General features: G+C 47.3%; 19 protein-coding genes. 8 read left to right on the top strand and 11 right to left on the bottom strand.

All coding sequences use genetic code 11. From position 1 onward, the window contains the following. Positions 1-185 precede the first annotated feature (185 nt). The 3 genes from NSQ20_RS05790 to NSQ20_RS05780 all read left to right on the top strand — a co-directional run bounded on the left by NSQ20_RS05790 (position 186) and on the right by NSQ20_RS05780 (position 4,313). Positions 186-620: a MarR family transcriptional regulator gene (locus tag NSQ20_RS05790; RefSeq protein WP_340027338.1), complete on the top strand. Its 435-nt coding sequence runs from the start codon at positions 186-188 to the stop codon at positions 618-620. Between the two features lie 83 nt (positions 621-703). Further along, positions 704-2,488, top strand: coding sequence for an ABC transporter ATP-binding protein (locus NSQ20_RS05785; RefSeq protein WP_340032074.1), 1,785 nt, complete (start codon positions 704-706; stop codon positions 2,486-2,488). Further along, positions 2,481-4,313: an ABC transporter ATP-binding protein gene (locus NSQ20_RS05780; protein WP_340032073.1), complete on the top strand. Its 1,833-nt coding sequence runs from the start codon at positions 2,481-2,483 to the stop codon at positions 4,311-4,313. The genes NSQ20_RS05785 and NSQ20_RS05780 overlap by 8 nt, the downstream gene beginning before the upstream one ends. Before the next feature lie 677 nt (positions 4,314-4,990). On the opposite strand, the gene NSQ20_RS05775 is transcribed toward NSQ20_RS05780, so the two are convergent. Continuing rightward, the gene (locus NSQ20_RS05775; protein WP_051446985.1) at positions 4,991-6,406 is read right to left on the bottom strand and encodes an ATP-binding protein; all 1,416 of its coding nucleotides are present in this window, start codon (positions 6,404-6,406) and stop codon (positions 4,991-4,993) included. 415 nt (positions 6,407-6,821) lie between these two features. On the opposite strand from NSQ20_RS05775, the gene NSQ20_RS05770 reads away from it, so the two are divergent. Further along, positions 6,822-7,157 (top strand): hypothetical protein, encoded by a 336-nt coding sequence (locus NSQ20_RS05770; protein ID WP_340032072.1) that lies wholly within the window; start codon positions 6,822-6,824, stop codon positions 7,155-7,157. Between the two features lie 280 nt (positions 7,158-7,437). On the opposite strand, the gene mglC is transcribed toward NSQ20_RS05770, so the two are convergent. From mglC to NSQ20_RS05735, 7 genes are all read right to left on the bottom strand, one after another. Further along, positions 7,438-8,457: a galactose/methyl galactoside ABC transporter permease MglC gene (gene mglC, locus NSQ20_RS05765; protein ID WP_017690326.1), complete on the bottom strand. Its 1,020-nt coding sequence runs from the start codon at positions 8,455-8,457 to the stop codon at positions 7,438-7,440. Between the two features lie 15 nt (positions 8,458-8,472). After that, positions 8,473-9,978 carry a sugar ABC transporter ATP-binding protein gene (locus NSQ20_RS05760; RefSeq protein ID WP_340032071.1) on the bottom strand — a complete coding sequence of 502 codons (1,506 nt, stop codon included), beginning with the start codon at positions 9,976-9,978 and terminating at the stop codon, positions 8,473-8,475. Positions 9,979-10,052: 74 nt separating this feature from the next. After that, positions 10,053-11,114 (bottom strand): galactose ABC transporter substrate-binding protein, encoded by a 1,062-nt coding sequence (locus tag NSQ20_RS05755; RefSeq protein ID WP_340032070.1) that lies wholly within the window; start codon positions 11,112-11,114, stop codon positions 10,053-10,055. A gap of 173 nt (positions 11,115-11,287) precedes the next feature. Further along, positions 11,288-12,466: a substrate-binding domain-containing protein gene (locus NSQ20_RS05750; protein ID WP_340032069.1), complete on the bottom strand. Its 1,179-nt coding sequence runs from the start codon at positions 12,464-12,466 to the stop codon at positions 11,288-11,290. Continuing rightward, on the bottom strand, positions 12,453-14,240 hold the full coding sequence (locus NSQ20_RS05745; RefSeq protein WP_340032068.1) for a sensor histidine kinase: 1,788 nt from the start codon (positions 14,238-14,240) through the stop codon (positions 12,453-12,455). The genes NSQ20_RS05750 and NSQ20_RS05745 overlap by 14 nt, the downstream gene beginning before the upstream one ends. A gap of 26 nt (positions 14,241-14,266) precedes the next feature. Beyond that, a complete protein-coding gene (locus NSQ20_RS05740; RefSeq protein WP_340032067.1) occupies positions 14,267-16,000 on the bottom strand; it encodes a response regulator in 1,734 nt (577 codons plus the stop codon). A gap of 334 nt (positions 16,001-16,334) precedes the next feature. Then, on the bottom strand, positions 16,335-17,237 hold the full coding sequence (locus NSQ20_RS05735; RefSeq protein ID WP_047841836.1) for a tyrosine-type recombinase/integrase: 903 nt from the start codon (positions 17,235-17,237) through the stop codon (positions 16,335-16,337). A gap of 168 nt (positions 17,238-17,405) precedes the next feature. On the opposite strand from NSQ20_RS05735, the gene NSQ20_RS05730 reads away from it, so the two are divergent. Both NSQ20_RS05730 and NSQ20_RS05725 read left to right on the top strand, forming a co-directional pair. Next, complete coding sequence (locus NSQ20_RS05730) at positions 17,406-17,606, top strand: cold-shock protein (RefSeq protein WP_017690333.1); 201 nt, start codon at positions 17,406-17,408, stop codon at positions 17,604-17,606. A 99-nt stretch (positions 17,607-17,705) separates the two neighbouring features. Next, entirely contained in the window at positions 17,706-17,978 is a 273-nt protein-coding gene (locus NSQ20_RS05725; protein ID WP_036606368.1) for an HU family DNA-binding protein, read from the top strand. Between the two features lie 331 nt (positions 17,979-18,309). Here NSQ20_RS05725 and NSQ20_RS05720 read toward each other — a convergent pair whose 3' ends face one another. Both NSQ20_RS05720 and NSQ20_RS05715 read right to left on the bottom strand, forming a co-directional pair. Further along, a complete protein-coding gene (locus NSQ20_RS05720; protein ID WP_036672489.1) occupies positions 18,310-18,954 on the bottom strand; it encodes a Vat family streptogramin A O-acetyltransferase in 645 nt (214 codons plus the stop codon). Between the two features lie 35 nt (positions 18,955-18,989). Beyond that, the gene (locus NSQ20_RS05715; RefSeq protein ID WP_340032066.1) at positions 18,990-20,678 is read right to left on the bottom strand and encodes a methyl-accepting chemotaxis protein; all 1,689 of its coding nucleotides are present in this window, start codon (positions 20,676-20,678) and stop codon (positions 18,990-18,992) included. 441 nt (positions 20,679-21,119) lie between these two features. On the opposite strand from NSQ20_RS05715, the gene NSQ20_RS05710 reads away from it, so the two are divergent. Further along, positions 21,120-21,620 (top strand): MarR family winged helix-turn-helix transcriptional regulator, encoded by a 501-nt coding sequence (locus tag NSQ20_RS05710; protein WP_340032065.1) that lies wholly within the window; start codon positions 21,120-21,122, stop codon positions 21,618-21,620. A 29-nt stretch (positions 21,621-21,649) separates the two neighbouring features. Then, on the top strand, positions 21,650-22,591 hold the full coding sequence (locus tag NSQ20_RS05705; RefSeq protein ID WP_340032064.1) for an NADP-dependent oxidoreductase: 942 nt from the start codon (positions 21,650-21,652) through the stop codon (positions 22,589-22,591). 92 nt (positions 22,592-22,683) lie between these two features. Here the strand turns inward: NSQ20_RS05705 and NSQ20_RS05700 are convergent, their stop codons facing one another. Continuing rightward, on the bottom strand, positions 22,684-24,657 hold the full coding sequence (locus NSQ20_RS05700; protein ID WP_340032062.1) for a CotH kinase family protein: 1,974 nt from the start codon (positions 24,655-24,657) through the stop codon (positions 22,684-22,686). Positions 24,658-24,802 lie beyond the last annotated feature (145 nt).

The raw sequence follows: 24,802 nt of genomic DNA, 5'->3' as shown, positions 1-24,802 counted from the left end.
TTGTTTACTTTCCAGCCAATCGACCTGGAAATACCTTAAATCCAAAATTAACGACTTGTATTCACTTGACGATATTTCAAATCAAACTTAAGATTTATTTAGTCGACTAACTAAATGTGCATGTTCAAAAAGTCTGGTTTTCAGTACCGAGAAGATGGAATGAAGGTAGAAATGGAGTAGATGATATGAACCCAGTCCAAAATGATCGGTTAATGGGACAGCTATCCGAACTCGTGAAACTGAAACGCTACAAGGTTCATGAGAAACTTGTGAACCACCCCGAGTTATACCCGGGGCAGCCCCCTTTGCTGTTCCAGCTTGAACGGGAAGATGGCCAATCCCAGAAAAACCTGGCCAAACAACTTCAGCGCAGTCCCGCAACGGTAACCGTGATGCTCAAGCGCATGGAATCATCCGGTTATGTGAGACGTGAAGCAGACCCAAAAGATATGCGCAGTCTGCGGGTATACCTGACGGATCAGGGGCGCTCCGCGCTACAAGAATTGAGAGAAGTGATTCAGGAATTGGAACAGCAAGCCCAGAAAGATTTTACACCGGAAGAATCCGAGATCATGTCTGCACTTGCACATCGTATGCTCCAAAACCTGCGTGAATCTTGAGGTGATGCAGATTCGCGATTGAAGCAGCTAAAGGTATTATGAAATTGATTCACTTATGCTATGAAGATTGAGGTGATTCCCTATTGTGGACGTTAAAACGATTCTTGACCCCGTATAAGTCGGCGGCAATCGTCGCCCCGCTGCTCATGGTACTTGAGGTTACCATGGACCTGCTCCAGCCCAAGCTGATGTCCAGCATCGTGGATGATGGTGTACTTGCAGGGAATCTGCCCCATATCGTGACTACAGGTCTGATCATGCTACTTGTTGCGTTAATCGGCTGGGTTGGCGGCGCAGGCTGTACACTCTATTCAAGCAAAGCTGCCGTTGGATACGGCACGGATCTGCGCCAGGAACTGTTTGACCATATTCAAACCTTCTCCTTCCGCAATCTGGATACGTTTCAGGAAGGATCTCTGATCACTCGTCTGACCAGTGACATTACCCAGATGCAGACCTTTGTACAGATGCTGCTACGGATGTTTATCCGTTCACCAATGCTAATCATCGGTAGTATCATCATGGCGTTTACGATCAGTGTAAAGCTGGCTTTAATTCTTATTGCGACTGTACCGGTGCTGTTTATTATTTTATTTATTCTGATAAAAGCTTCCTATCCACTGTTCGCCAGTGTGCAGAGCAAGCTTGATCAGGTCAACGCTGTGCTTCAGGAGAATCTTGCCGGCATTCGTGTCGTCAAGGCGTTTGCACGTGCGCGTCTGGAGAAAAAGCGGTTCAAACAATCCAATGAAGATTACACCTCAACTGCCGTCAAAGCCTGGCGTATTGTCACACTGAATGCACCCGTACTCAGCCTGATGCTGAACGCTACCATTGTAGCGGTGCTGTGGTTCGGAGGTTTCCAGGTAGTGGGAGGCGATATTGCTGCCGGAGATCTGATTGCTTTTATCAACTATGTCACGGTTGTACTCTCGTCCCTCACGTCGATCGGCATGATGATGATGAGTTTCTCCCGCGCCAAGGTATCAGCTGCACGGATCAACGAGGTGTTACATACACAGCCGGATATTCAATCGGGAACCGATAACTCCGGGAATGTACAGTCATCCCCGTCTACTCGTGATCAGTCCCGAAACCAAACGTCTTCTCTTCCCTCCCACACAGGCGGTCAAGTGGAGTTCAGAGACGTATCTTTCCGTTATGACGGAGACCATGCACTCACTGACATTAACCTGAAGGCTCGCCCGGGTCAGAAAGTGGCCCTGATCGGTTCAACTGGTTCAGGCAAAACCTCGCTGGTGCAGCTGATTCCCCGTCTATACGATGCTTCGCAGGGTGAAGTGCTCGTGAATGGAGTGAACGTTCGCCACTGGGATCTTCAGGATCTTCGCAGCCGTGTGTCCATTGTGCTACAGGAATCCATCCTGTTCAGCGGCAGCATCCGGGATAACATTTGTTTCGGCCGGCCCGGTGCAACGGATGCTGAATTGCGTGCTGCGGCACAAGCTGCGGCAGCGGATGATTTTATTATGAAACTGAAAGATGGGTATGACACGGAGCTGGGTCAACGCGGGGTCAATCTGTCCGGTGGACAGAAACAGCGGATATCCATTGCACGCGCCCTGCTCATGCGACCGGAAGTACTGATTCTGGATGATAGTACCAGTGCTGTTGATCTGCGTACGGAAGCGAGCATTCAGAAGGCTTTGCAGTCCTTGATGAAAGACAGCACGACCTTTTTGATTGCACAGCGGATCTCCTCCGTGAAGGATGCAGACTGTATATATGTCATTGATGAAGGACAGATCGTTGCCAGAGGCACACATGATGACCTTATGGCTCATTCATCACACTATCAAGCCATCTATTATTCGCAGCAACGGAAGGAGGATGTTCAATTTGGCTAAACCTGCATCTTCCTCCATACAACAAACGGTCGTGCCTCCCATCGGAAGACCCGGACCAGCGGGCAGAGGACCTGTTCCCAAAGTCAGAGCCAAAAATGCTCGCCACGCCCTGATTCGGGTATGGTCGTACATGGGACGTCATCGCAAAGGAGTTATCGCTGCATTAGTGCTGACGGCTCTTGGAACACTGCTCAATCTGGCAGGACCTTACCTTCTCGGCCGCGCCGTAAACGAACATATTGTGCCCAAAGTAACAGCGGGTTTGCTGAAGGAATGTCTTCTTTTGCTGAGTGTGTATGTCCTTGGCTCACTCCTGATGTGGGCTCAATCCTATGTCATGATTGGTGTGTCCCAACTGACCGTTAAGGATCTGCGACATGCATTGTTCTCCCGACTACAAGAGCTGCCTGTCCATTTTTTTGATAAAAATCAAAGCGGGGATCTCATGAGCCGGGCGACCAATGATATCGATAACGTATCTACAACGCTGAACCAAAGCGTAACCCAATTGATGTCCAGTGCCATCCTGCTCGTTGGTTCCTTATCAATCATGTTTGCACTTGATGTACGGCTTACCCTGCTCAGTCTGGTGACTGTACCCTTGATTACCATCGCCACTCGCCTGATCGCGTCAAGAACACGCAAACACTTCACCGCCCAGCAGAAATTACTTGGTGAGCTTAATGGGTATGCTCAGGAAACCATTGCTGGACAAAAAGTCGTAGCGGCTTATAACCGTCAGGATCAGGCACATCAACATTTTGAGAATTTGAACGAGAAACTGCGTACATCCAGCACACAGGCCCAGACCGTTTCGGGTTTGGTTGGACCTACGATGAACGTGATGAATAATATCGGGTTTGCCATACTCGCTTCTGTAGGTGGATGGATGGCTTATCATGAAATGACGTCCATCGGACTGATCGTCAGCTTTCTCGCTTACTCCCGCCAGATTGAGCGGCCGCTCAACGATCTGGCCAATCAGTACAATCTGATTCAGGCTGCAATCGCAGGTGCTGAACGTGTGTTCCACATTATGGATACACCTAGCGAATACGTAGAGGAACAGAAGAAACAACTGGACCAGATTCAAGGTAAAGTGGTATTTGAAGACGTCTCTTTCGGATACAGTGCGGAGCGAGACATTCTTAAGAAGGTCAGTTTTACTGCAAAACCTGGTGAGATGATTGCACTTGTTGGACCCACCGGCGCAGGCAAAACGACCATTATCAACCTGTTACCCCGTTTCTACGAGATTACAGGCGGACGGATTACCATCGATGGATGTAACATCTCGGAACTGGAGAAGGATCAACTCCGTCGGCAACTCGGCATTGTACTTCAGGATGCCTACCTGTTCTCGGGTACCATTCGCGACAATCTCGCCTACGGCAAGCCCGACGCAACCGATGAACAGATCAGGCAAGCGGCTGAGCTGGCGAATGCACATTCGTTCATCCGCAAACTGTCACAAGGTTACGACACCCCCATCATTTCCGGGGGAAGCAACCTGAGTCAGGGACAACGACAACTGCTGACCATTGCCCGGGCAATTCTGGCTGATCCGGCCATTCTTATTCTGGATGAAGCAACAAGCAGCATTGATACGCGTACAGAGATGAAGATCCAGGAAGCGATGCGCACTTTAATGAAAGACCGTACCAGCTTTGTCATCGCCCACAGACTGAGCACGATTCGTGAAGCCGATCAGATTCTCGTCATTGATGATGGACAGATCGCTGAACGGGGCAACCATGATGAGTTGATGAAGCAACAAGGATTCTACTATCAGTTACATCAGGGACAGCTCAATAAGTCGAACTAAAGCGACTCTGCAAAGTTACTCCATGCCGAAGCGGACCTTAGCGCGTATGGAGCAAGTAATTGCGCTGTATCCTGAATGTGGGAGAACATGTCCTTCGCGTGCGAACAAGCGATCAATATGCCACAAAAGTGGATTTTCTCTATTCCAAATGAAAAGCTCCACTCCGTGCCGGGCGGGCTTGAGGACATCGTCCAGCTCACGGTTGGAACAGAGCAAGAGCGTAAACTAACGAATCTGAGGCGCCTTATTCAAGCTTTTGAAGCTCCCTCAGAAATCTAAAGAACCTGAGACACGTTATATCCAAATAAACAGCCATTTTCAGCGTTTTTTCATGGGATGTTGGGAAATAACGTGTCTGAAGTTTCTTACAAATTAAAGTAAGGACTTGAAGGCCAAATAAGACGTCCTATGTTCCTTAGAAAATCGACTACCCATTCGCCAGGATCAACCGGCTTGAACTTCAGACTTTTATACGCTGACCTCCATCATCATATCGCTTACTTGAATTTGCAGACACACTCTTATATAGCTAAAATGATCTGAACCAATGTAGTCTCCACACATCAACTTATTAATCGAAATATTAAACGCCGCACGGGGTTCTTCTGGACCCGTGCGGCGTTTTTATGTTTTTGTCTAATGACTACTTAATTGCTATCTCTGGTAAGTTATATGATTTACGTCTCCATTGGCAGATGAAGCGTGAAGGTGGAACCAACCCCCATTTCACTATGGACGGTAATTTTACCATTGTGATCCTGAACGATTTTCTGGCAGAGTGCAAGTCCAAGTCCCGTACCTTCTTCTTTGGTTGTATAAAATGGATTAAAGATTGTGGATAGCGAATTTTCCGGAATGCCGCTTCCTGTATCTGTAATTGAAATGAGCACTGCGTCTCCGTCCTGCAACAAATCCATATGGACCTCACCAGGGTCTGTCATTGCTTCAAAAGCGTTACGAATCAGATTGATCAAAACCTGCACAATTTTATCTCGATCCATGATGATCACAACTGGCTCATTAGTCATTTCAAGCGTAATTTGATGCCCTCGAGATGCCGCATCTGACTCGGTCAAAGACATCACTCGTTCAAGGCAGTGACCCAAATGTTCAGGCTTCATGTGATTCGCATGTGGTTTGGAAAACTGCAAAAATTCAGCCGTCAGATCGGTTACTCTTGTCACCTCGCCCATAATCACTTCATACCATGGCGCGATATTAAACGCTTGTCCACGTGACAACTGCAGGAATCCCCGAATTGCGGTAAGCGGATTTCGAATTTCGTGAGCCATACCTGCGGCCAGTTCACCCACAGCCCTTAGTCTTTCGGAACGAAATACTTCTTCTTCATTTTTCAGCCATTTGCTACGCTGTTGTTGAAGCAGCCTATCCTCGGCTACCGTCATAAAGTGCTGCAACGAATCCGACATTTCCGGGTACAGGGAGATGCTGTAACTTACCTGGAGTCCTTGAAGCTGCACGGATAGTAGTGACGACATTCGTTCTTCCACATCCTGTATCTCTGGCAAAACGACCGCAAATCGGTCTCCTGCATACCGGGATATGCCATAGGCCTCGGTGAAATGATTGCTGATCATCTGGCCTGTACCTGTGATTACCGTACACCAAGGATCTTCTGACTCTTTTTTAAAGCCGCTAAAGTTATTGACGTTCAAAAGGACAAGCAAAAAAGACCGTTGCTCTTCTACTGTCTTATGTAACACCTCCATGTAACCTTCGTAATTCAACAGTCCGGTAAGCGGATCATGCAGGGTCAGGAACCGATTTTTTTCCCGAAGCCTGCGCTTCTCGACCTCACTGTTGATTAAGGTATGATACAAAAAAATGATAACAACCGAGGTTAACAGGTCAAATAACGAAACCAGCAAAGCATATGTATCTACAGGCACATACGAAAGCCGAATCAACGTATATTGCAGCATAAGCAGCAACGAAATCGGCAAGGTCTGCGTCAACCTTGGTTTGTCCTGGATCATTGAAATAATGAGCATATAATACAGCATGTTGCACCAGTTCAGTTCACTGAAATAGTGGAATATCCCTAGAAAAATCCACTGAAATTTTCGCAGCACAGGATATCGTCTCTCCCCATAAATACTTGCTACCAATAATGTCGCCGAAAGTGACATTATTGCCATATTAGGGGTAAGCCTGAGAACATAAGAGGACAGAATGACAAGCAGACAACCTAGCGGGAATATCACCATTTTCATCGTGTAACTAAGCAAACAGCCTCGCCCCCTTTGACATAAAACTCACATCAAATAACTTATGTACATGTATTATATCGATTATGATTAGCTGATGTTGTCGATTAGTGGAGGCTCGTCAAATTCGCACGAATGTATAAATTATGAAGGCAATAGGACATATGATGTAATTGTAATCAACAAAAGTGAAACAATTCCTCTTCGCATAGATCAATATTGTGGTACAATACATTAATGGATTAATTTAGGATAAATACTTTCTTATGGAGGATATCACATGACAACACAACGAAAACCACTGGGCCTCGGAACGCTCTCTCTACTCGTACTATTGATGGGTCTCGCCTTTAATTTCCAATGGGGCACAACAAATTTTATGATCAGTCATTATCTTTTTAACTTAATAAACATACCTATTTATAGCAACGGAACTCAAGGACTTCACATTCCTTTTGTAGTAGCAGCCCTCTTCTGGATTCCAGCCTTCTTGATCGCCAAAAAAAATCGTTCACATTATGGCACAAGTGTATCTTATAACTTCGCCGGATTTATGTTGCTCTTATGCATCATTGGACCAGTTATCCCCGTTATCGATTGGATGGTCAATGGTTAAACAATTAAAGCCAGCTCTCTATATCCCGAGGGCTGGCTTCTTTGTTGCTTTACCATATAAGATGAATGGAATTTTTACACCATAACGTAGAGTGCAGAACCAATCTGAAGAAGCGATAGCGTTCGCCTAAAGCTTTCTAGGAGAAAGCTACATCGGAAGCATACGCTTATCACCGGATTTTCCCCTATTAATATAGGGAATCAAGAAAATCAGGGGATAAGGGCGATCGGAGGATGGTACTGCACTCGGAGTACAACGGTGTAACCTTTTCACGTTAATCTTATTTTTTCGCCATATACTTACGGATATCAAAAGCCACCGCAGCAACAATGATCAATCCTTTGATAATCAACTGCCAGTATGGACTTACACCGATAAACGTTAGACCATAGTTAATGACCCCGAAGATCAGCACACCCGCCATAACCCCGGGTACCGTTCCAATACCTCCTGCCGTTGATACGCCGCCTACCACACATGCGGCAATCGCATCCAGTTCATACATGTTACCGTAATTGTTTGTTGCTCCACCTGTGCGTGCTGCCTCAAGCACACCACCCAGGCCATACAACGCACCGGCAATGGCATACAGCGCAACCAGGTTGCGTGCCACATGAATCCCGGATACATGCGCTGCCTGAATGTTGCCACCGATCGCGTACATGTTTTTGCCTAGACGTGTTTTGTTAAAGATCACCCAGCAGATTAATGCCACCGCAATAGCAATGAGGACAATATACGGGATGGAATAACCCCCGCCCAGATCAATGTATCCAGAGCCAATGACAGTGAAGTCCGGTCGCAATCCTCCGATCGGCTGTGACTGATTGGGTTCCGTATCAAAATAAATGGAGTTCAGTCCGTACACGGCAACCATCGTACCCAACGTTGCGATAAAAGGAGGCACATGTAATTTGGCGACAATGAGTCCATTGACCAATCCCACAAACAGACCTGCGGTAATCCCGACAAGGATCGGCAGACCCACCCATAAGTGGGGCAGATCGGGGAAGAAGCGATTGGCATATTCATCAATTTGCAACATCGATGCCGATACAACCGCTGTCAGACCAACCACCCGTCCAGCGGATAGATCGACCCCGCCCGTGACAAGGATAAAGGCTGCACCGAGCGCAATAATGGCCCGTGTGGAGGACTGCTGTAAGATGTCCCGCAGTGTGGAGAAGGCCAGAAAATTCGGATCGGCAATCGCAATACCAATAATGAGCAGGATCAGTACAATAAAGATGGCGCGTTGTGTTACATATTGTTTCACTTGATTGATCATCTGTGTGTTCATCTGTTTCCCTCCTGACTAAGCCATCCGCTGCTGCGCGGCCAGCCTCATAATATCCTGCTCTGTTGCCTCGGCTCCGTCCACGATTCCGGTGAGACGCCCTTCGCTCATCACCATAATGCGATCCGACATGCCCAGCAGTTCGGGCATCTCCGAGCTAATCATGATAATGCTTTTGCCCTGACGAGCCAGTTCCGTAATAATGGTGTAAATCTCAAACTTGGCCCCTACATCAATTCCACGTGTCGGTTCATCCAGCAGGAGTATCTCCGGGTCGGTCAATAACCAACGGGCCAGCAGAACTTTCTGCTGATTGCCGCCAGACAGGTTTCGAATCAGCGTGTTAACTGAAGGCGTTTTGGTTCTGAACTTCTGCGTCTGTTCCCGTGCCTCTTCCCGGCCCTTTTTCTCGTCCAGCAAGCCCACGCGATTTCGGTAGCGTCCCAGACTGGCAATGATCGTGTTCTCATACACCGACAACACGGGGAATATCCCTGTAACCCTTCGTTCTTCCGTGAGTAACGCAATGTTATGACGCTTCGCTGCTGCGGGGGAGTTAATCCTTACCTTGCGCCCATGAATTGAAATGGTACCCGAAGCGAGTCCGCGCAGTCCGAACAAGGACTCAATCAGTTCTGTCCGCTGTGCTCCAACCAGGCCGCCAATGCCAAGCACTTCACCTTTTCGCAGCTCAAAAGATACATCACAAAACGATTTGGACTGGCTTGATGTCAGACCCTCGGCTTTTAATATCACTTCACCGGGTACGTTCGTCCGTTCCGGGAAACGTTCGTCCAGATCACGGCCAACCATACGCGTAATGATCAGATCTGTCGTTAGATCAGTAGCATCCCATGTCCCGACAACGAAGCCATCACGCATGATTGTCACTTCATCCGAGATCGTTAGGATCTCCTCCATCTTGTGTGAAATATAGATAATGGATACGCCGCGACTGCGCAGTTCATTAATAATGGTAAAGAGCTGATCCACTTCCTTGCCTGTCAGGGAAGAAGTTGGCTCATCCATGACGATGACTTTGGATTGAAAAGAGACCGCCTTGGCGATTTCCATGGATTGAATCTTGGAGACAGACAGTGTTCCCGCCTGAGCCTTCGGATCAATATCCAGGTTCAAGTCCTTGAACAGGGCCAGCGTATCGGTATACATCCGTTTCTCGTCCACCAGTATTCCCCTCATCGGAAAACGACCCAGCCATATATTCTCCATCACCGGACGATGCGGGACCGGATTCAGCTCCTGATGAATCATGGATATGCCTTGCTGAAGTGCCGCTTTGGAATTCGGAATATCCACATCCTTTCCTTCGATACGTATCGTTCCTTCATCCGGGTGATACATGCCGAACAGACATTTCATAAGTGTGGATTTCCCAGCTCCATTCTCTCCCATCAAGGCGTGAACCGTCCCCGGCTTTACTTTCAATGTGACCTGACTTAGTGCCTGCACACCCGGAAATGCTTTGGAAACTCCATTCATCTCCAGCAGGTAAGGTGACTCCATCTTGGTTCCTCCCTTCCATATGACCGGCAAAAAAGGGACGCTACCCGAATGTCGGACGTCCCTGTCTCGTGCTGTTATTGGGCGTCGGCGATGTTGTCTTTTGTAATCTTTTTGTATGCAATCCAGACGTATTTACCATCTGTAATATCGTATTTGGTATTTTCCTTTGTTGGTGTCTCACCTTTGGCAAGTACGGAAGCCAGTGCCACCGTGGCTGCACCCTGATTCTTGGCATCATTAAGCACCGTGCCCAGCATTGTGCCATCCTGGAGAGCCTGAATGGCTGGAGCTGTTGCATCCACACCTACAACCGGCATGGATTTGCCGTCCTTGAAGTATCCGGCTGCTTTCAATGCCTCAATGGCTCCCAAGGCCATGTCATCATTGTTTGCGAGAACGGCTTCAATCTTGTCACCATGGGAAGCCAGGAACGCCTGCATTTTCTCCTGACCTTTCACCCGGTCCCACATCGCCGTGTCTTCCGCCAGTGCTTCCACTTCGATACCGGCATCCTGGATCGCCTGAACCGAATATTTGGTCCGAAGCTCTGCATCCTGGTGACCCGGTTCCCCTTTCAGCATGACGTATTGCAGTTTGCCATCGCCGTTTTTGTCCGCTTCCGGATGTGCTTTCCAGTAATCCACAATCAGCTGACCGGAGATCGTACCGGACTCCTCCGCTTTTGCTCCTACGTAGTACACTTTATCCCATTTGTTCATATCTTCAGCCACTGGCTCACGGTTGAGGAATACCACTGGAATGTTCGCTGCCTTAGCCTTGTCAATGATGACACCTGCCGCCGTCCGGTCCACCGGGTTCACGGCCATTGCATTGTATTTCTTGGACACAAACAGATCCACTTTCTCATTCTGGGTCGGCTGTGCATTCTGGCTATCCACGATATCCAAAGTCGCGACACCTTCCGCTGCTGCGGTCATGGCATTACGTACACCCGTCATGAATGTATCGTCAAATTTGTAGATGGCAACACCAATCTTGGGCGTTTCCGTACCGGCTGCTTTCTGGCCTCCTGTATCTGTTCCCGTACTTCCACCTGCGCTGTCTCCGCCGCTACTACACCCCGCCGCCACAACCATACATGCCGTAATCAACAGTGTCATCCATGTTTTCTTCATATCCTAATGACCTCCCCCAAGTTCATTCGGCTTCACCGATGTCTTTATTATGAAAGGGTTTACATTAAATTCGAATACAATATCTTCACCTGTTCTATCGAAATCTTCCTCAAGTTAACAAACACCTTAATTCTTCATTCAGTATTCGTTCCGGCACTCGTTCCAGCATTGGTTCATTGTACAAAAGGAAACAACAGCTTCTGGTTATCCATCCAGAACATATTGTCTGTACTAACCAGCTTGGTCTCAAGTAACACTCTCGCTTGCACCTGTTGATTGTTCAGCCGCGCAACGGCTTGATTCAATCCCAGATAACCTGCACTGTATCCATTCTGGACGATGAGATGATCAAAGACCCCTTCTTGCAATTGCTCCAGTTGCTGTTGTTCACTGCCGAATCCAACAATCCTAACCTTGTCCGCAGATTTGCGTCGATTCAGTTCATCGGCTGCTCCCAGGGAAGCCGGTTCCTGAAGAGTAATGAAACCATCTACCTCCTGCTGGTCCAGCAATTGCTTCGCAGTCTGCCAACATCCATCCCGTGTATTACATATCGATTTGGGTTCCACTTGAATATTAGGATACTGTACCAAGGCTTCCATAACTCCCTGATCTCTCTGAATCAGACCCGAATTAAGAGGATCGGGGCCCAATAAAGCCACATGCCCTTTCCCTTCCAGAAGCTCCGCCATAGCCTGGCCGGCCTGTCTTCCCGCCTCAACATTATCCATCGAGATGAAACTGGTGATGCCTTTCACGGGAAATTCATCGTTAAGCACAATGACAGGAACAATGGTTCCATCGGAATTTGTTGTCTGTGCCTCCTGAATGATGTCACTAAGTGCCTTTTCACTTAGGGGATCAACCAATAGAGCTGATGCCCCCTGCTTCAGAGCCGATGCGGCGGCCTCCACTTGAGCCTGCTCTCGCCCACTGCGAGACAACGTATGGCTGTTGATATTTGCCTGTTTGATCTGCATCTGACTTCCAGCAGAGTCCAGAATGGCAGGCGTGTACATATCACCATCGGAAGGGTATGCTTCCACGGTAATCAGTTCGGCCCCGCTCTCTTTGGCAGCCGCTTCGGCGCCAAGTCGGATAGCTTCCGCAAGTTCCCCTGTCCCAGCTGGCGTAATCAGCGCGATACGTGGCGGTACTGCCGTAGCATCGGGACTCGATAAGCCACAGGCACTGCATATGAGCAGACAGCAGCTTGCAGCTGTCTGGGTTACTAACCGACATTTCCGGATTCCAGGGAAGCTCGCAGCAACCTTTTTCCAAAACGTACGAATGTATGACCCTACAACTCTGTGGCTGTGGATATCGCCCCTATTCTCCTTATTGTCTGTCATTAGGCTCGCCCTCCTTCTGCTGCGATTGAATGGGAATCCGAACCCAGACCGTGGTGCCTTCTTCCAACTCACTTGCAAATTCAAGGCCATATGCCTCTCCATAATAGAGCCGGATTCGGTCATGTACGTTGCGTACCGCTACGCCGGAGCCTGCACCGCTTTTGACCACAGGACGACCACTTAATAATCCCGACATCTGTTCTTCCGTCATGCCGACCCCATTATCTATAATGCGAAACACCAGCTTGTTGTCCTCACGAAAAACATCAACCTCAATACTTCCTTCGTCCATGTGGTACTCGATGCCATGAACAATGGCGTTCTCAATCAAGGGCTGGAGCACCAGCTTCAATGTCAGGCAATCCAGAAGCGTATCATCTGCCTTAATCGTAAAGTTGAATTTGCGCTTGAACCTCATCTGTTGAATCGTCAAATAATGCTGCGCATGTTCCAGCTCTTCCCTGATCGTAATGATCGTCTTACCTTGACTAAGGCTGATACGGAACAGGCGCGAGAGAGACGTGATCATCGTAATCACTTCTTCATTGCGACTCATGCCTACCATTCGCACTACTGAATTCAGCGTATTATACAAAAAATGCGGATTTATCTGGGCCTGCAAGGCTTCCAGCTCCAGACGCCGCTTCTGCTCCTGCTCATGGATGATTTCATCCATCAGGGTGCGGATTTTATTGACCATCAGGTTGAAGCGACGGGATAGTCGTTCCACTTCCAGCGGCCCAGTAGTAGGCAACTCCACGTTAAAATCCCCGCGCTCCACGGCCTTCATCTTACGTTCCATTCGCCGGATCGGACGAGTCAGACTGGAGGATAAGAACAGCGAGACAAGAATGACCAGTACCAGTACAACGACCAATACACGAATGAGATATCCGTTCACTTCCTGACGCGTTGTCATAATCTCATCCAGATAGGCAACACCGACGATTTTCCACCCGATATTGGCAACGGACTTTACGGTATTCAGCCTTTTCTGCCCATCTGCTTCATCTTCGTAACTGCCGGAAGCCACCAAAGCCTGTTCGATATTCTCGCTTTTGAGTCCCATATACATCAATTGTTGCTGCGGATGGTACACGATATTGCCCGCACTCTCATCGATGATATACACGTATCCTCGTTGCCCCAGACTGACCCGACGGCTCAGTTCATCCATCTGTTTGAAATTGATATCGACCAGCAAAATAACCTGCCGATCCTGACCATTTTGCCGTATCGTTATGCCTTTGCTCATGGAAACGACCCATTTATATGGGCCTGTGTACATGTTCTGAATATGAGGTAACGAGAAACTCAGGTGATCCGGCACACGAAGCGCAGACTGAAACCACCCTTGCTGTGTCACATGGGCGCTGGTTTTTAATTCGGCTGTAGGTCGGTTCTTGAGCAATTTCCCCGTGGAATCAAGCAAAGTAATCGAGATGATATCTTCACGACTGCTGAGCAGTGTGTCAAGCTGTTTGTCCACCAGTTCCCCTTCCCATGTCCCGTCACGCAGCATGTGTTCCTCAATGGCACGGTACAGATGCGACATACTGCGGACGTAATCCTCCAGATTATAACTAACCTGATCCACAATCTGTCTCGTCGTCAGTTCCGCACTTCGCTCGGCAGCCTGCGTGAACTTGTCATGCAGAAGCATCGCCATGATGGTTAGCACCAAGACGATGAAGACGGAAAAGGACCACGTTATAATAAACCGGATACTGCTGACTCTGGACGAACGCAGACGAGAGCGTAATTGAACTCCCATGGATTTCACCCATCTGGACAAGAACTTCATCGGATTGAACCTTCACTTGCCGCCTCGGAAGCCTGTTTACGATATTCTTTGGGCGAGACGCCAATATGTTTTTTGAAACAAAAACTGAAGTAGTTGGGTTCGGCAAAGCCAACCTGCTCCGCAATCTCAAACGACTTCAGCTCGGTCGAGCGAAGCAGCTCACGCGCTGCCTCCATTCGGATCTGCATCAGGTACTGCAGGAAGGTAAGCTGTACTTCTTTTTTGAAAATGCCACAAAAATAACCGGAGCTGATATGCAAATGCCCGCACACCTTCTGAATGGACAGGTCCGGGTCGGCATAATGCTCTTTCGTGAAGACTAACGCCTGCTCGACAATGTCCTTGTATACATGCTGGCGTCCGCTCGCAATGCGATGTTGTACGAGTAGACAGACTTCCCGTACCTTCTTCTGTGCATCAGTAAGTCCCGGCAGTCGGAACAAATCCGCATACAACTGAAACCCTGCACCAAAGATGTCTTCCATTTCTTCCCCTGATGCCTGTGCTGCCTTCCATACTGTTGTTAACACTTCAATTAAATAGAGCTGAATATCACTTCGCCCGTGTTCCACTGTAATTTCCCGGAAAATGATCGCAAGTGCTTCCTCCAGCTCTGCTTGTGTACCTGCCTTCAGGCATCGTGTCAACGTCTGCTGCTTCAACTCATCAAAACGCAACTTGCCCGCCGTCTGTCGCTCCACGTCCGCAATGTATATGATTGAATCTGTCCCGGGCACAAGCCGATAATCCAATGCCAGCAGGGCATCTTCATAGGCATGATTCACATCCGCGAGTGTATCCACAATCTGACCAGAGCCCACCGTAGCCGGGATACGTAAATAGTGGTTGATGCTGCGCATCACATTTTCCAATGCCTTCTGTTGCCTCTTCACTCCATCTGTACCGCCCGTGCGATCCACATAGAGCAGGACAATCGTCTCCTGATGCATAAAGGCATGACCAGCCCCATGCTCCGCCCAAACTTCTGCCGCAATGTTAAGTGCAGCAAAGCGTTTCAGCTCAGCATCCTCAGATTGACGCAAGGAACCTCCGGGAACGAATATCTCAGACTGGTCCGCTACCTCGGATATTGTTTTGTTATGTCGCTGTGGGGGCTCGCTGAATACTCCCTCAGACTTCTCCTTTTGCACATCTCCATCCATATGCAGTGTCAATACGGACACACCATAACGTTCTCCTTTCAGATCCAATCCGCATTGTTTGGCTTTACTATGAATATATGTCGAGGACTTCTGCCGATGGAGCAAGGTCGCCATCAGATCTGCCTGTAATAAAGGCAAACTGGTATGATAGTGCTCACGCAGCTGCTGTACATCTTCACGCTCAGCCACTTCAGACGCCATCTGGGCGCGCAGTCTTGTGAGCAGTTCTGTGAGATGTCCTGCCGAGAACGGCTTCAGTAGATATTCGTCCACACTTAACGAGATGGCTTGCCTCGCATAATCAAATTCATCATATCCAGTCAAAATGACCACCTTTACGAGTGGATTACGTTTCCTCAATCTTTGTGCGAGTTCCAGACCATTCATGAATGGCATGCTGATATCCGTCACCACAATGTCCGGCTCTACCCTCTCCGCCATCTCCAATGCTTCCCGCCCATTCTCAGCCAAACCGACTATCCGCAGATCGAGCGCTTCCCAATCGACCTCTACAACAAGTCCTTCACGCACATCTTCTTCATCATCCACCAGCAGTACCCGGTACACGTTTGGATTCCTCCCTTTTGATGACGGCCTTAGCCCTATCAACGAATATATATGTAGCATTGTGAATCCATTTGATTTCTTATTGCTCACCGAATTGAAGCAAATGCAAAGGCTCATGTTGATCTGTTCCAAGGTTGCCATCATAATATACAATATTATCAGGGATATGTAATCGCTTTCTTTAGTAGAGGTAAGGCAACCCTGTCGGGCAGTGCCTAAGTGAAATGTGAAGGATCGTATATGAATGCTAAAGGTAGGTTAAAGTAATACAAACACGGAAAATTTCGAAGTACTTCTAATAAGAGGTGTTTTGATTCTGACTATAATTCAGTCTTCATTCTTGTTCTTTACGATGATTCGTACTTAATGCTTTAAAATAAATCATTGTTGTATCTGGGTTGGTGTGTCCCATTATCTCGGCCAAACGGTGCAGTGGCGTATGCTCAGCCATGGCGTAGCCAAAACGATGACGCAGGTCGTGTGAACTCAGTCCTTCCAGCCCTGCTGTTATCATTACTTTTTTAATCAGGTGGCGCAGTGCTCTCTCCGTTAAACGATCATTTGTCTTCTCTGAGGGAAAAAGGTACGCACGATCGGTAGCAAGATCAGATAAGTACTGATTCAACATGACAACACACTGCATATTCAGAGGGATCTTACGTTGCACGTTGCGTTTATCTGCGCTCACTGTCAGGTGACCGCTTCGTCTACCAATTTCGATATCATGAGGCTTGAGGTTGCATACCTCCATCGTTCGCAAGCCTGTGTGAAACATAAGGGTGAGGATGGTCTGATCACGAAGGGAATTACCATACTCCACTGCCGCGAGGAATGCCTGCTCTTCTTCCAATGTCATTCGGCGTGGACTTACTTTGTCTTCCGGGATGAATTTTAATGGTTTGGAAGGATCATGACTGAGCCTGGATTCCAAGACAGCCCATTTAAAAAAACGCTTCAGCGTAATCAATCTCCGGTTAATGGTGGCTGGTTTCAATAACATAACTTTGTGAGCATCTTCACGATAACTGACTAAAGTGGATGTATCCACATCTTCAATTCGCAGTGAGAACTCTTCGCTGAGCATGGTGCTTTCCTTGTACCATTCGATAAAGTGCTTCAGATCACTTGCATATTCCTTCACGGTTTTGGGATGTAATTCTCCCTCTTTAGCAAGCATATGTATGAATTCCTCTACTGTCGGTTCCCGCTGCACCGAAACCCCTGATGACTGATTCATTAGAAAATACCTCCAAATCTTGACTTATATTAGCGGACATGGTATTATCATATTAATCGATACATTAGCGGACATCAAGTTCGTGGTTTAAATGCACCAGGTGAGTGTCAATTTTAAATTATACTCGTCATAATGATCGGCTAAAAACTTATTTTTTGGAGGAATCACATGCAAACAGGTACAGTGAAATGGTTCAACGCGGATAAAGGATTCGGCTTTATCGAAACTGAAGAAGGAACAGATGTATTCGTTCATTTCAGTGCAATTCAAGGTGAAGGTTACAAATCTTTGGACGAAGGTCAACGCGTTCAATTTGAAGTAACTCAAGGTAACCGTGGACCACAAGCTGAGAACGTTACTAAACTTTAATTATATGAAAGCTGCCTTATTAATAAGGCAGCTTTTTATTTACACATATGTGTCACAGCAAAGTTTCCACATCCCAAGAATGAAAGCGAGGTATTCCCCATGGATAAAGAACAATTGATCACAGAAGTAGCCAAGGCTGGCGGTTTTTCCAAGAAGAATGCTGAAAAAGCTGTAACCGTTGTATTGGATTCGATTCTCGAAGCTCTCAAAGAAGGCAAAGAAGTTCAACTGGTCGGATTCGGGAAATTTGAAGTGCAGAAGCGTGAGGCAAGAACGGGAAGAAGCCGGAAAACAGGCAAAGAAATTCAACTACCTGCAGGTAAAGTTCCTGTATTCACAGCAGGTTTAAGCATGAAAGAAGCTTTAAATTAAACAACGCAACAACTTATTGAAAAGAGGTTTTTATTCAAACACACAATGATAATATGGATTTAAATGTCGTGTTTACTACCGTTGATGATATCATTAACTTTTATTCAGGCAAACAGACAAACTCGGATCATACAGAAAATCACACTCATTTGAAGCCCCCATCAACAAAGTCTGATTGTACCCTACGACCACCCACCCGTTAAATTAACATTTCATCTTGGACAACAAGAGGCCCTGATCCGCTCAAAACGGTCCAGGGCCTGATTTGCTTGGAAGCCGGCTCCATCAGGAACCAGCTTTTTTTGTCTTTTAAGCACAATGCACATCCAGCCTATTTGCTGTTCAGAAGTTCGCGCAAGATCTGTAGATCATATGCAGAGACAAGACGTTCCAAATGCGTATCCAGCCATTCCTCGTCCTGATCCCACCACTTCAATTCCAGCAGCAGTGCAATCGTCTCTTCGTCAAAACGCTTTTTAACAGTCTTGGCTGGATTACCACCAACAATCGTATAGGGTTCAATGTCCTTAACAACGGTTGAATTGGAGGCAACAATTGCCCCGTCTCCAATCGTGATACCAGGCATGATCGTTACATTTTGTCCAAGCCATACATCGTTCCCCAGTACCGTGTCACCCTTATATGGAAGTTGTTCCAGTGTAGGTGTCACACGCTCCCATCCTCCACCAAAAATGTTGAACGGATACGTGGTCATACCCTCCATCCGATGATTCGCACCATTCATAATGAATGTCACACCTTCCGCAATTGCACAGAAATTTCCAATGACTAGGCGATCACCGATAAAGTCATAATGATGCTGTATCCGGTCATAGAATTGCTCTGGCGGATTTGTGTTATCACTGTAATACGTATAATCACCGATGTCCACGTTGGAACGCGGCGGCAGGTTTTGAATGTAACATACCGTACGGATATTCTCATTCGGGAAAAGTTTTGTTTTATCAGGGGCCATATTGTAGTCCCTCCTTTTCCCTATTGTAACAGATATTAAATCTTAAACGGACTAAGTGAGGTCTGCAGCTCTGTCGACACATCAGACAAAATAGCCGCAGATGCCTTGATCTTCTCTACCGACTTGAGCTGTTCATGGACAGAATCGGCAGCATGTTGTGAATTGGTACTAGCCGTTTGCGCATGGCGAGCGATCTCATGCACAGAAGCTACAATCTGCTCCACGCCTGCGGACATCTCTTCACTTGTCGCAGCCATGTCCTCAATCTCTGTAGCAATACGTAGGTTTGTATCCCGGATCAGGCTGAAGTTTTGCTCCGTTTCCCGGGTCAAGCGCAGTCCTTCCTGTACTTCGTCCTTCACTCTCGACATGGCCGATAGCGATTGCTGCATATCTTGTTCCATGGCTTCGACCAGTTCTTCAATACGATCTGAAGAGTCTCCGGCTTGTTCAGCCAGTTTACGAACCTCGGTAGATACGACGGCAAATCCTCTGCCATGCTCCCCTGCTCTTGCTGCTTCAATGGATGCATTGAGGGCAAGTAGATTCGTTTGATTTGCAATCTCATGAATGGCGGAAACCATCTGGCTAATCTGTGCCGACTTCTCTTCCAGCATACGAATGACTTCATCCGTTGTGGTAACGGAAGATTCAATGGTAGACATCTGCTGAACGGTAAGTTGCACCGCTTCACCTCCTGTTTCAGCCTGTTTGCGTGAATACAAAGCAGAGTCCGAGATGCTGGAGGCCTTGTCCGCCATGCGTTGTACGGCTATCGCCACTTCTTCCATGGCCTGCAGATTTTCTTCCGTACTAATTGTCTGACTCTCGGCTCCTTGTGCGACTTGTTCAACGGAGGATGCAATCTGCGCCGATTCTTTGGACGTTTGGTCCGCAATCTTCAGTAGCAGCCCAGTCGATTGCTCTGCTTTCTCCGCAGCTTGAAGTCCTCCTTGAATGATGACCTGGAGATTACTTCTCATCTCATTGTATCCCATGCCCAGCATGCCAATCTCGTCTTGGACGTTGTCCACAACTGGCTGTGTGAAATCGCCCGTACCCGCACGTTTAATCGCTACGGATACCCGTTCGATTCTTACTCTCACCCTGCGAACGTACAGCAGGATCAGGGTAATTGCGACTAACATTGCAAGCAGGAATACGATCAGGAATGTCTTGAGGAACGAGGAGATAATCACATCAATTAACGATTGAGAAGCGCCAACATAGAAAATTCCGATAATCTCTCCGGATGCGTTCTTGATTGGTTCATAGGCCGTCTGATATTTCTGACCCACAACCACGGCTTCACCGAAGTATTTTTCCCCTTGCTGCAAAACGGTCTGGGCGACCTCGTCCGATACCTTCGTGCCAACAGCACGCTTTCCGTCCACCATGACATTTGTTGCAACACGTTCGTCACCTCGGAAGATCGTCACCGTGTCACCAGAAGCTTCTCCAATCTCATCCACCAGTTCAAAGTTTCCTTCCAGCGCGGTATCTCCCTTGAATAATTGTCCGTCCTTAATGGCCCAATCTCCTGGATGCTTATATGTAATGATACTATTCGCCATCTCCAAATCTCGCTTTGCCTTCTCTGTAGCAAATGTCGTGATCCCCTGCCTCATCTCCAGGATTACACTTACCGCCACGGCTGAAGAGAAGACGATAAATATACTGATAACGATCAAACTTATTTTGGTACCGATGCTCATGCTTCGCATGTGTGTGAGCCACCCTTTTCCCTATGTAATTGTGGGGATATTCAAGCCAATTTCGATTCCGTTTCGAATATCACTATAGTCTTATCGGTAGGAGTGTTCACAATATTTATAATATTTCAGTGACTTTTATCACAGTAATCGAAATTATAAATCTAATATTTTACGCATTATCCGTAATCATGTAAGAATGTTCTGCTGTCTGGAAATTTAGAGGAGCTGTATAAGTTGAACTAAAGAATATATACCTGGATACTCCGATGACAGAACAACCTCTCGATGAAGTTTTCTTTCAGAAAGCTTTTAGGCGAACGTTCCGCTTCTTCAGGTTCTTTCTGTCCTCTACGTTTCATGTAGAAGTGTTTAGTTCGATTTATGTTGCCAACCACATATTCAAGTGTTATATTTATGTTGCCGACAACACAATTAAGAAAGTTGAGGTACATGATGACAGCCAAAGATGATTTCAAAAAGCCTGATAATCTCCAGGAATTAAATAATGAGGAATTCAGTGCAGTAGCGCAGTATCCCATCAGCTTTAGCATTTTTGCTCTGGCACGCTCTCACAAGGGTCTTGCTGCGCAGTTGATTCGGGATACCGGGCTTTTTCCCGGTCAAGAGATTATGCTGATGCAGTTATATGCACAAGACCATCAATCCCAAAACTCATTGGGTCGCACACTTCGCCTGGATCACTCAACCATAGCCAAGTCTGTTCGCCGTCTGGAAGATGCCGGTCTCGTTACTCGGAGTCGTTCCAAAACAGATGGACGGGTGACCATTGTATCCCTAACAGAAGCCGGACGCGCACTGGAGGATCAAGTGAATAACGCCTGGCGCCAAGTGGAGCAGATCACCACAGCTGGCCTCTCCGAGGAAGAAAAGAACTTACTGTTATCTCTTTCACAGAAAATTGCTGCACAGATTGATTCATCCCTATCCTAAATTTCCTTAACGAATGGAGCGTGTACACAATGCATACATCCAAAATGAAAGCTATTCAGATTCATCAATACGGAGGACCCGATACATTACAGTTCGAACAGGAAGTCCATAAGCCCCAGCCACCTGCCGGCGAAGTTCTGGTACGCATTCAGTATGCTGGAGCCATTCCACTGGACTGGAAGATTCGTAACGGCTGGTTGCAAAACGTGTTTGTCAAAGAGCTGCCTTATACACCCGGAACGGCCATGTCAGGCATCGTTGAAACCGTGGGAGAGGGTGTCGATACCTTTCAGCCGGGAGATCGTGTTTTTGGTAATGTGAACGGAAGTTATGCCGAGTATGGTATGGCTCCTGCTACGGATTTGGTGCATATGCCAGACGACCTGAGTTTTGAGGATGCTGCGACCATTAAAGGCGGAGCTGAAGCGGCATGGAAAGCACTGTTCACCGAAGGTGAGTTGGAAGCTGGGCAAACCGTTCTGATCCACGCTGCCGCGGGCGGTGTCGGACAATTCGCAGTGCAGCTTGCAAAATGGAAAGGCGCTCATGTTATTGCTACCGCGTCTGGTGCCAATGTTGATTTTGTTACTTCATTGGGTGCCGATCAAGTGATTGATTACAAGACAACCTTGTTTGAAGAGCTGGTAAGCAATGTAGATCTGGTTGTTGAATCGGTCGGTGGAGAGATCGAAGATCGCTCATGGGGTGTTCTGAAACCTGGGGGCAAACTGGTATCGTTAACTCAACTGCCTTCTGCCGAAAAAGCAGCGCAGTATGGTGTTACAGCCAAGTTTAATTCCAAATTCCCGACATCAGAGGATCTGTACACAATCGCTCAGCTAATCGCTAACGGTTCCCTCCGCTCAGAGATTGATTCCATCTTCCCTTTAAGTGAAGCGAATCAAGCGCATGCCAAAAGTGAGGCCAGACATGGACGAGGCCGGATTTTGCTGGATATTCGCTCCGTCTAACCTGACAATAAGAACAAAAAGGGATTCGATCTGACCATCGAATCCCTTTCTTATTCTCCATACAACAACGGTGATCTGCAGGAAATATTTTCTTATTTGGATGTAAGGCTTACTTGTGCAGCGGTTTGATCCCAGTCCACGGTAAGTCCCAGTCCTTCTGAGATGAAGCGTACAGGCACGAGTGTGCGACTGTTTTGAATGATCGCTGGTGCATCAATTTCGAGTGTCTCTCCATTTACGGTTGCGGTGCTGCTTCCAATCTTGAGCACAAGGGTCTGGTCATTCAGTACAGCTGTTACCGTCTTCTCCGTTTTGTCCCAAGTCACTTCTGCACCTAGTGCTTCGAGAATTGCGTTCACAGGTACCATCACTCGGCCACTTTGCTGCAGCGGGTCCTGATCCGGGAATGTGATCAATTTACCATCGAGAGTTACGGTAATGGTTTTGTCGGTTGTTCCAAATGAGGTATTCGAACCTGTCTCTTCCGAAGTCTCAGGTAAAGGCGTCACTTCACGTCCAAGTTGCTCTTGCAGATTCGCAAGACGGTTCAGTGCAAATGTCGTCAGTGACCCGGCTGCCATGGAGCCCATGCCTCCGCCCCCACCGCCAAAGTTACCACTAGGGCGTGTCTGCGTATTATCTGTACCCGTTGTTGCATCTGTTGTACCGTTTCCAGTTGCAGCACCCGGCTGAGTTGGAGGTGTTGTTCCATCTGGAGGAGTCATACCTTCCATGCCTTCAGGTGGGGTCATGCCTTCAAATCCTGCTGGTGGTGTACCGCCCATACCACCTGCCGCGTCTGCATTTGCAGAATAAGCGATGTTGGATTCAAACTGTTCTGTCGTATAAAACTTCGTTGGGTCTGCTTCCACATAAGGACGAATCTCATTGGCAAGGCCAGTGATACGATCCTGAATGCCTTCCATATAGTCTGTCAGTTCATTGACGTAGCTCAAATATTTTTCCTTATACTCCGACACAGCAAGCAGGTTATTAATCATCGGTACATTTTCCATGTTAATGCCTAGTACCGGCTCGTCCACAGATACGTTTGTTGCGTTGGTGTTGGTCGTGGTTGATCCGGTTGTTGTGCCACGTCCACCTCCACCCGAGTACCCGTTGAAGGACATGTTGAAGTCCCAAGGAACAACGGTGAACTTGCCCGCGGCATCACTGTAGAGCATGTAGTTATGTCCTTTGTCGCCGTTATAGCTGTCATAGTTGCCAAAAACCATGTTGCCTGCAATATATTGAAGCGCTGAATCCACGTCCAGTGCACTTTCAATATCACCTTTTTCACCTTCTGGCATCTCGTTCAGCGTTTGGATAAAGGTTTTGAGTTTGACTTTGTCCTTATCCGTACCCAAGTCTTTGGTGATTGTACTGTAGTCGCTGCCCTCTTCATATTGAAGATAACTCTTCTCATCCGTATCATAGAGGACACCTTCTTCGTAATCCTCACCGTAGTTGCGCTCCAGATAGCTATCATCCACCGCTTCAACGCCAGTATAGAAACCAACCAGCTCGCTGTTAACGTACAAATTAACATAGTTCGTCATTGGTACATCCATGCCAATGCTGCGCAGTGCTTCATAGTGAAGAACTTCACGCATGTACGACGGATCGGCGTAGTTATTGTTTAGTACCATTTTATCCAGTCCAAGCAGGGTTTGTGTTTTGTCGTATTTATCAAACTTCAGTCTGAAGCTGTAACGGTCCGAATCTTCCATTGAGGCTACAGCTTTCAGGGTCAGATTGCCCTTGGTGGAGAAACCGACATTGTCCAGCTTGTTGCCATCCACTTCCACACTAACATTCTTATAATCCTTATCCAGCGGACTTTCGAGCATGCTCTTCCAGTCTGTATCATCAATCGTTACATTCACATCAATGACGTTATCCGTCTGAAACAACGATTCATAAGCTTGCGTCACGCCCGCACTTGAGATTGTCGCTGTACTCTCTGCGGCATATGCCGCATTCGGACTTGCAATCAGACCAAAAGATGTCGTTACCATCGTCACGGACAATGCCGTTACTGCAACTTTTCGTAATAAAATATTCAAATGATGAATCCTCCTTCTTGGGTTTCTGTTAAGCAACTGAGGCTTATGTAACCATGGTAGGGGACAAACCTTTAGTGAATCTTAAACGCGATCAAAAATGATATGTATCACTATGAAATTTTCATGGATATACAAGAAATATAAT

The sequence above is a fragment of the Paenibacillus sp. FSL K6-1122 genome (genome assembly GCF_037977015.1).
Lineage (GTDB): Bacteria > Bacillota > Bacilli > Paenibacillales > Paenibacillaceae > Paenibacillus > Paenibacillus amylolyticus.
This window is presented reverse-complemented; position numbering and strand designations above follow the sequence as displayed.

Bases quoted from the DNA above. Each gene is read 5' to 3' on its own strand.
- NSQ20_RS05790 (WP_340027338.1), top strand. From the start codon at position 186: ATGAACCCAGTCCAAAATGATCGGTTAATGGGACAGCTATCCGAACTC.
- NSQ20_RS05770 (WP_340032072.1), top strand. From the start codon at position 6,822: ATGACAACACAACGAAAACCACTGGGCCTCGGAACGCTCTCTCTACTC.
- mglC (WP_017690326.1), bottom strand. From the start codon at position 8,457: ATGAACACACAGATGATCAATCAAGTGAAACAATATGTAACACAACGC.
- NSQ20_RS05760 (WP_340032071.1), bottom strand. From the start codon at position 9,978: ATGGAGTCACCTTACCTGCTGGAGATGAATGGAGTTTCCAAAGCATTT.
- NSQ20_RS05755 (WP_340032070.1), bottom strand. From the start codon at position 11,114: ATGAAGAAAACATGGATGACACTGTTGATTACGGCATGTATGGTTGTG.
- NSQ20_RS05750 (WP_340032069.1), bottom strand. From the start codon at position 12,466: ATGACAGACAATAAGGAGAATAGGGGCGATATCCACAGCCACAGAGTT.
- NSQ20_RS05745 (WP_340032068.1), bottom strand. From the start codon at position 14,240: ATGGGAGTTCAATTACGCTCTCGTCTGCGTTCGTCCAGAGTCAGCAGT.
- NSQ20_RS05735 (WP_047841836.1), bottom strand. From the start codon at position 17,237: ATGAATCAGTCATCAGGGGTTTCGGTGCAGCGGGAACCGACAGTAGAG.
- NSQ20_RS05730 (WP_017690333.1), top strand. From the start codon at position 17,406: ATGCAAACAGGTACAGTGAAATGGTTCAACGCGGATAAAGGATTCGGC.
- NSQ20_RS05725 (WP_036606368.1), top strand. From the start codon at position 17,706: ATGGATAAAGAACAATTGATCACAGAAGTAGCCAAGGCTGGCGGTTTT.
- NSQ20_RS05720 (WP_036672489.1), bottom strand. From the start codon at position 18,954: ATGGCCCCTGATAAAACAAAACTTTTCCCGAATGAGAATATCCGTACG.
- NSQ20_RS05715 (WP_340032066.1), bottom strand. From the start codon at position 20,678: ATGCGAAGCATGAGCATCGGTACCAAAATAAGTTTGATCGTTATCAGT.
- NSQ20_RS05710 (WP_340032065.1), top strand. From the start codon at position 21,120: ATGATGACAGCCAAAGATGATTTCAAAAAGCCTGATAATCTCCAGGAA.
- NSQ20_RS05705 (WP_340032064.1), top strand. From the start codon at position 21,650: ATGCATACATCCAAAATGAAAGCTATTCAGATTCATCAATACGGAGGA.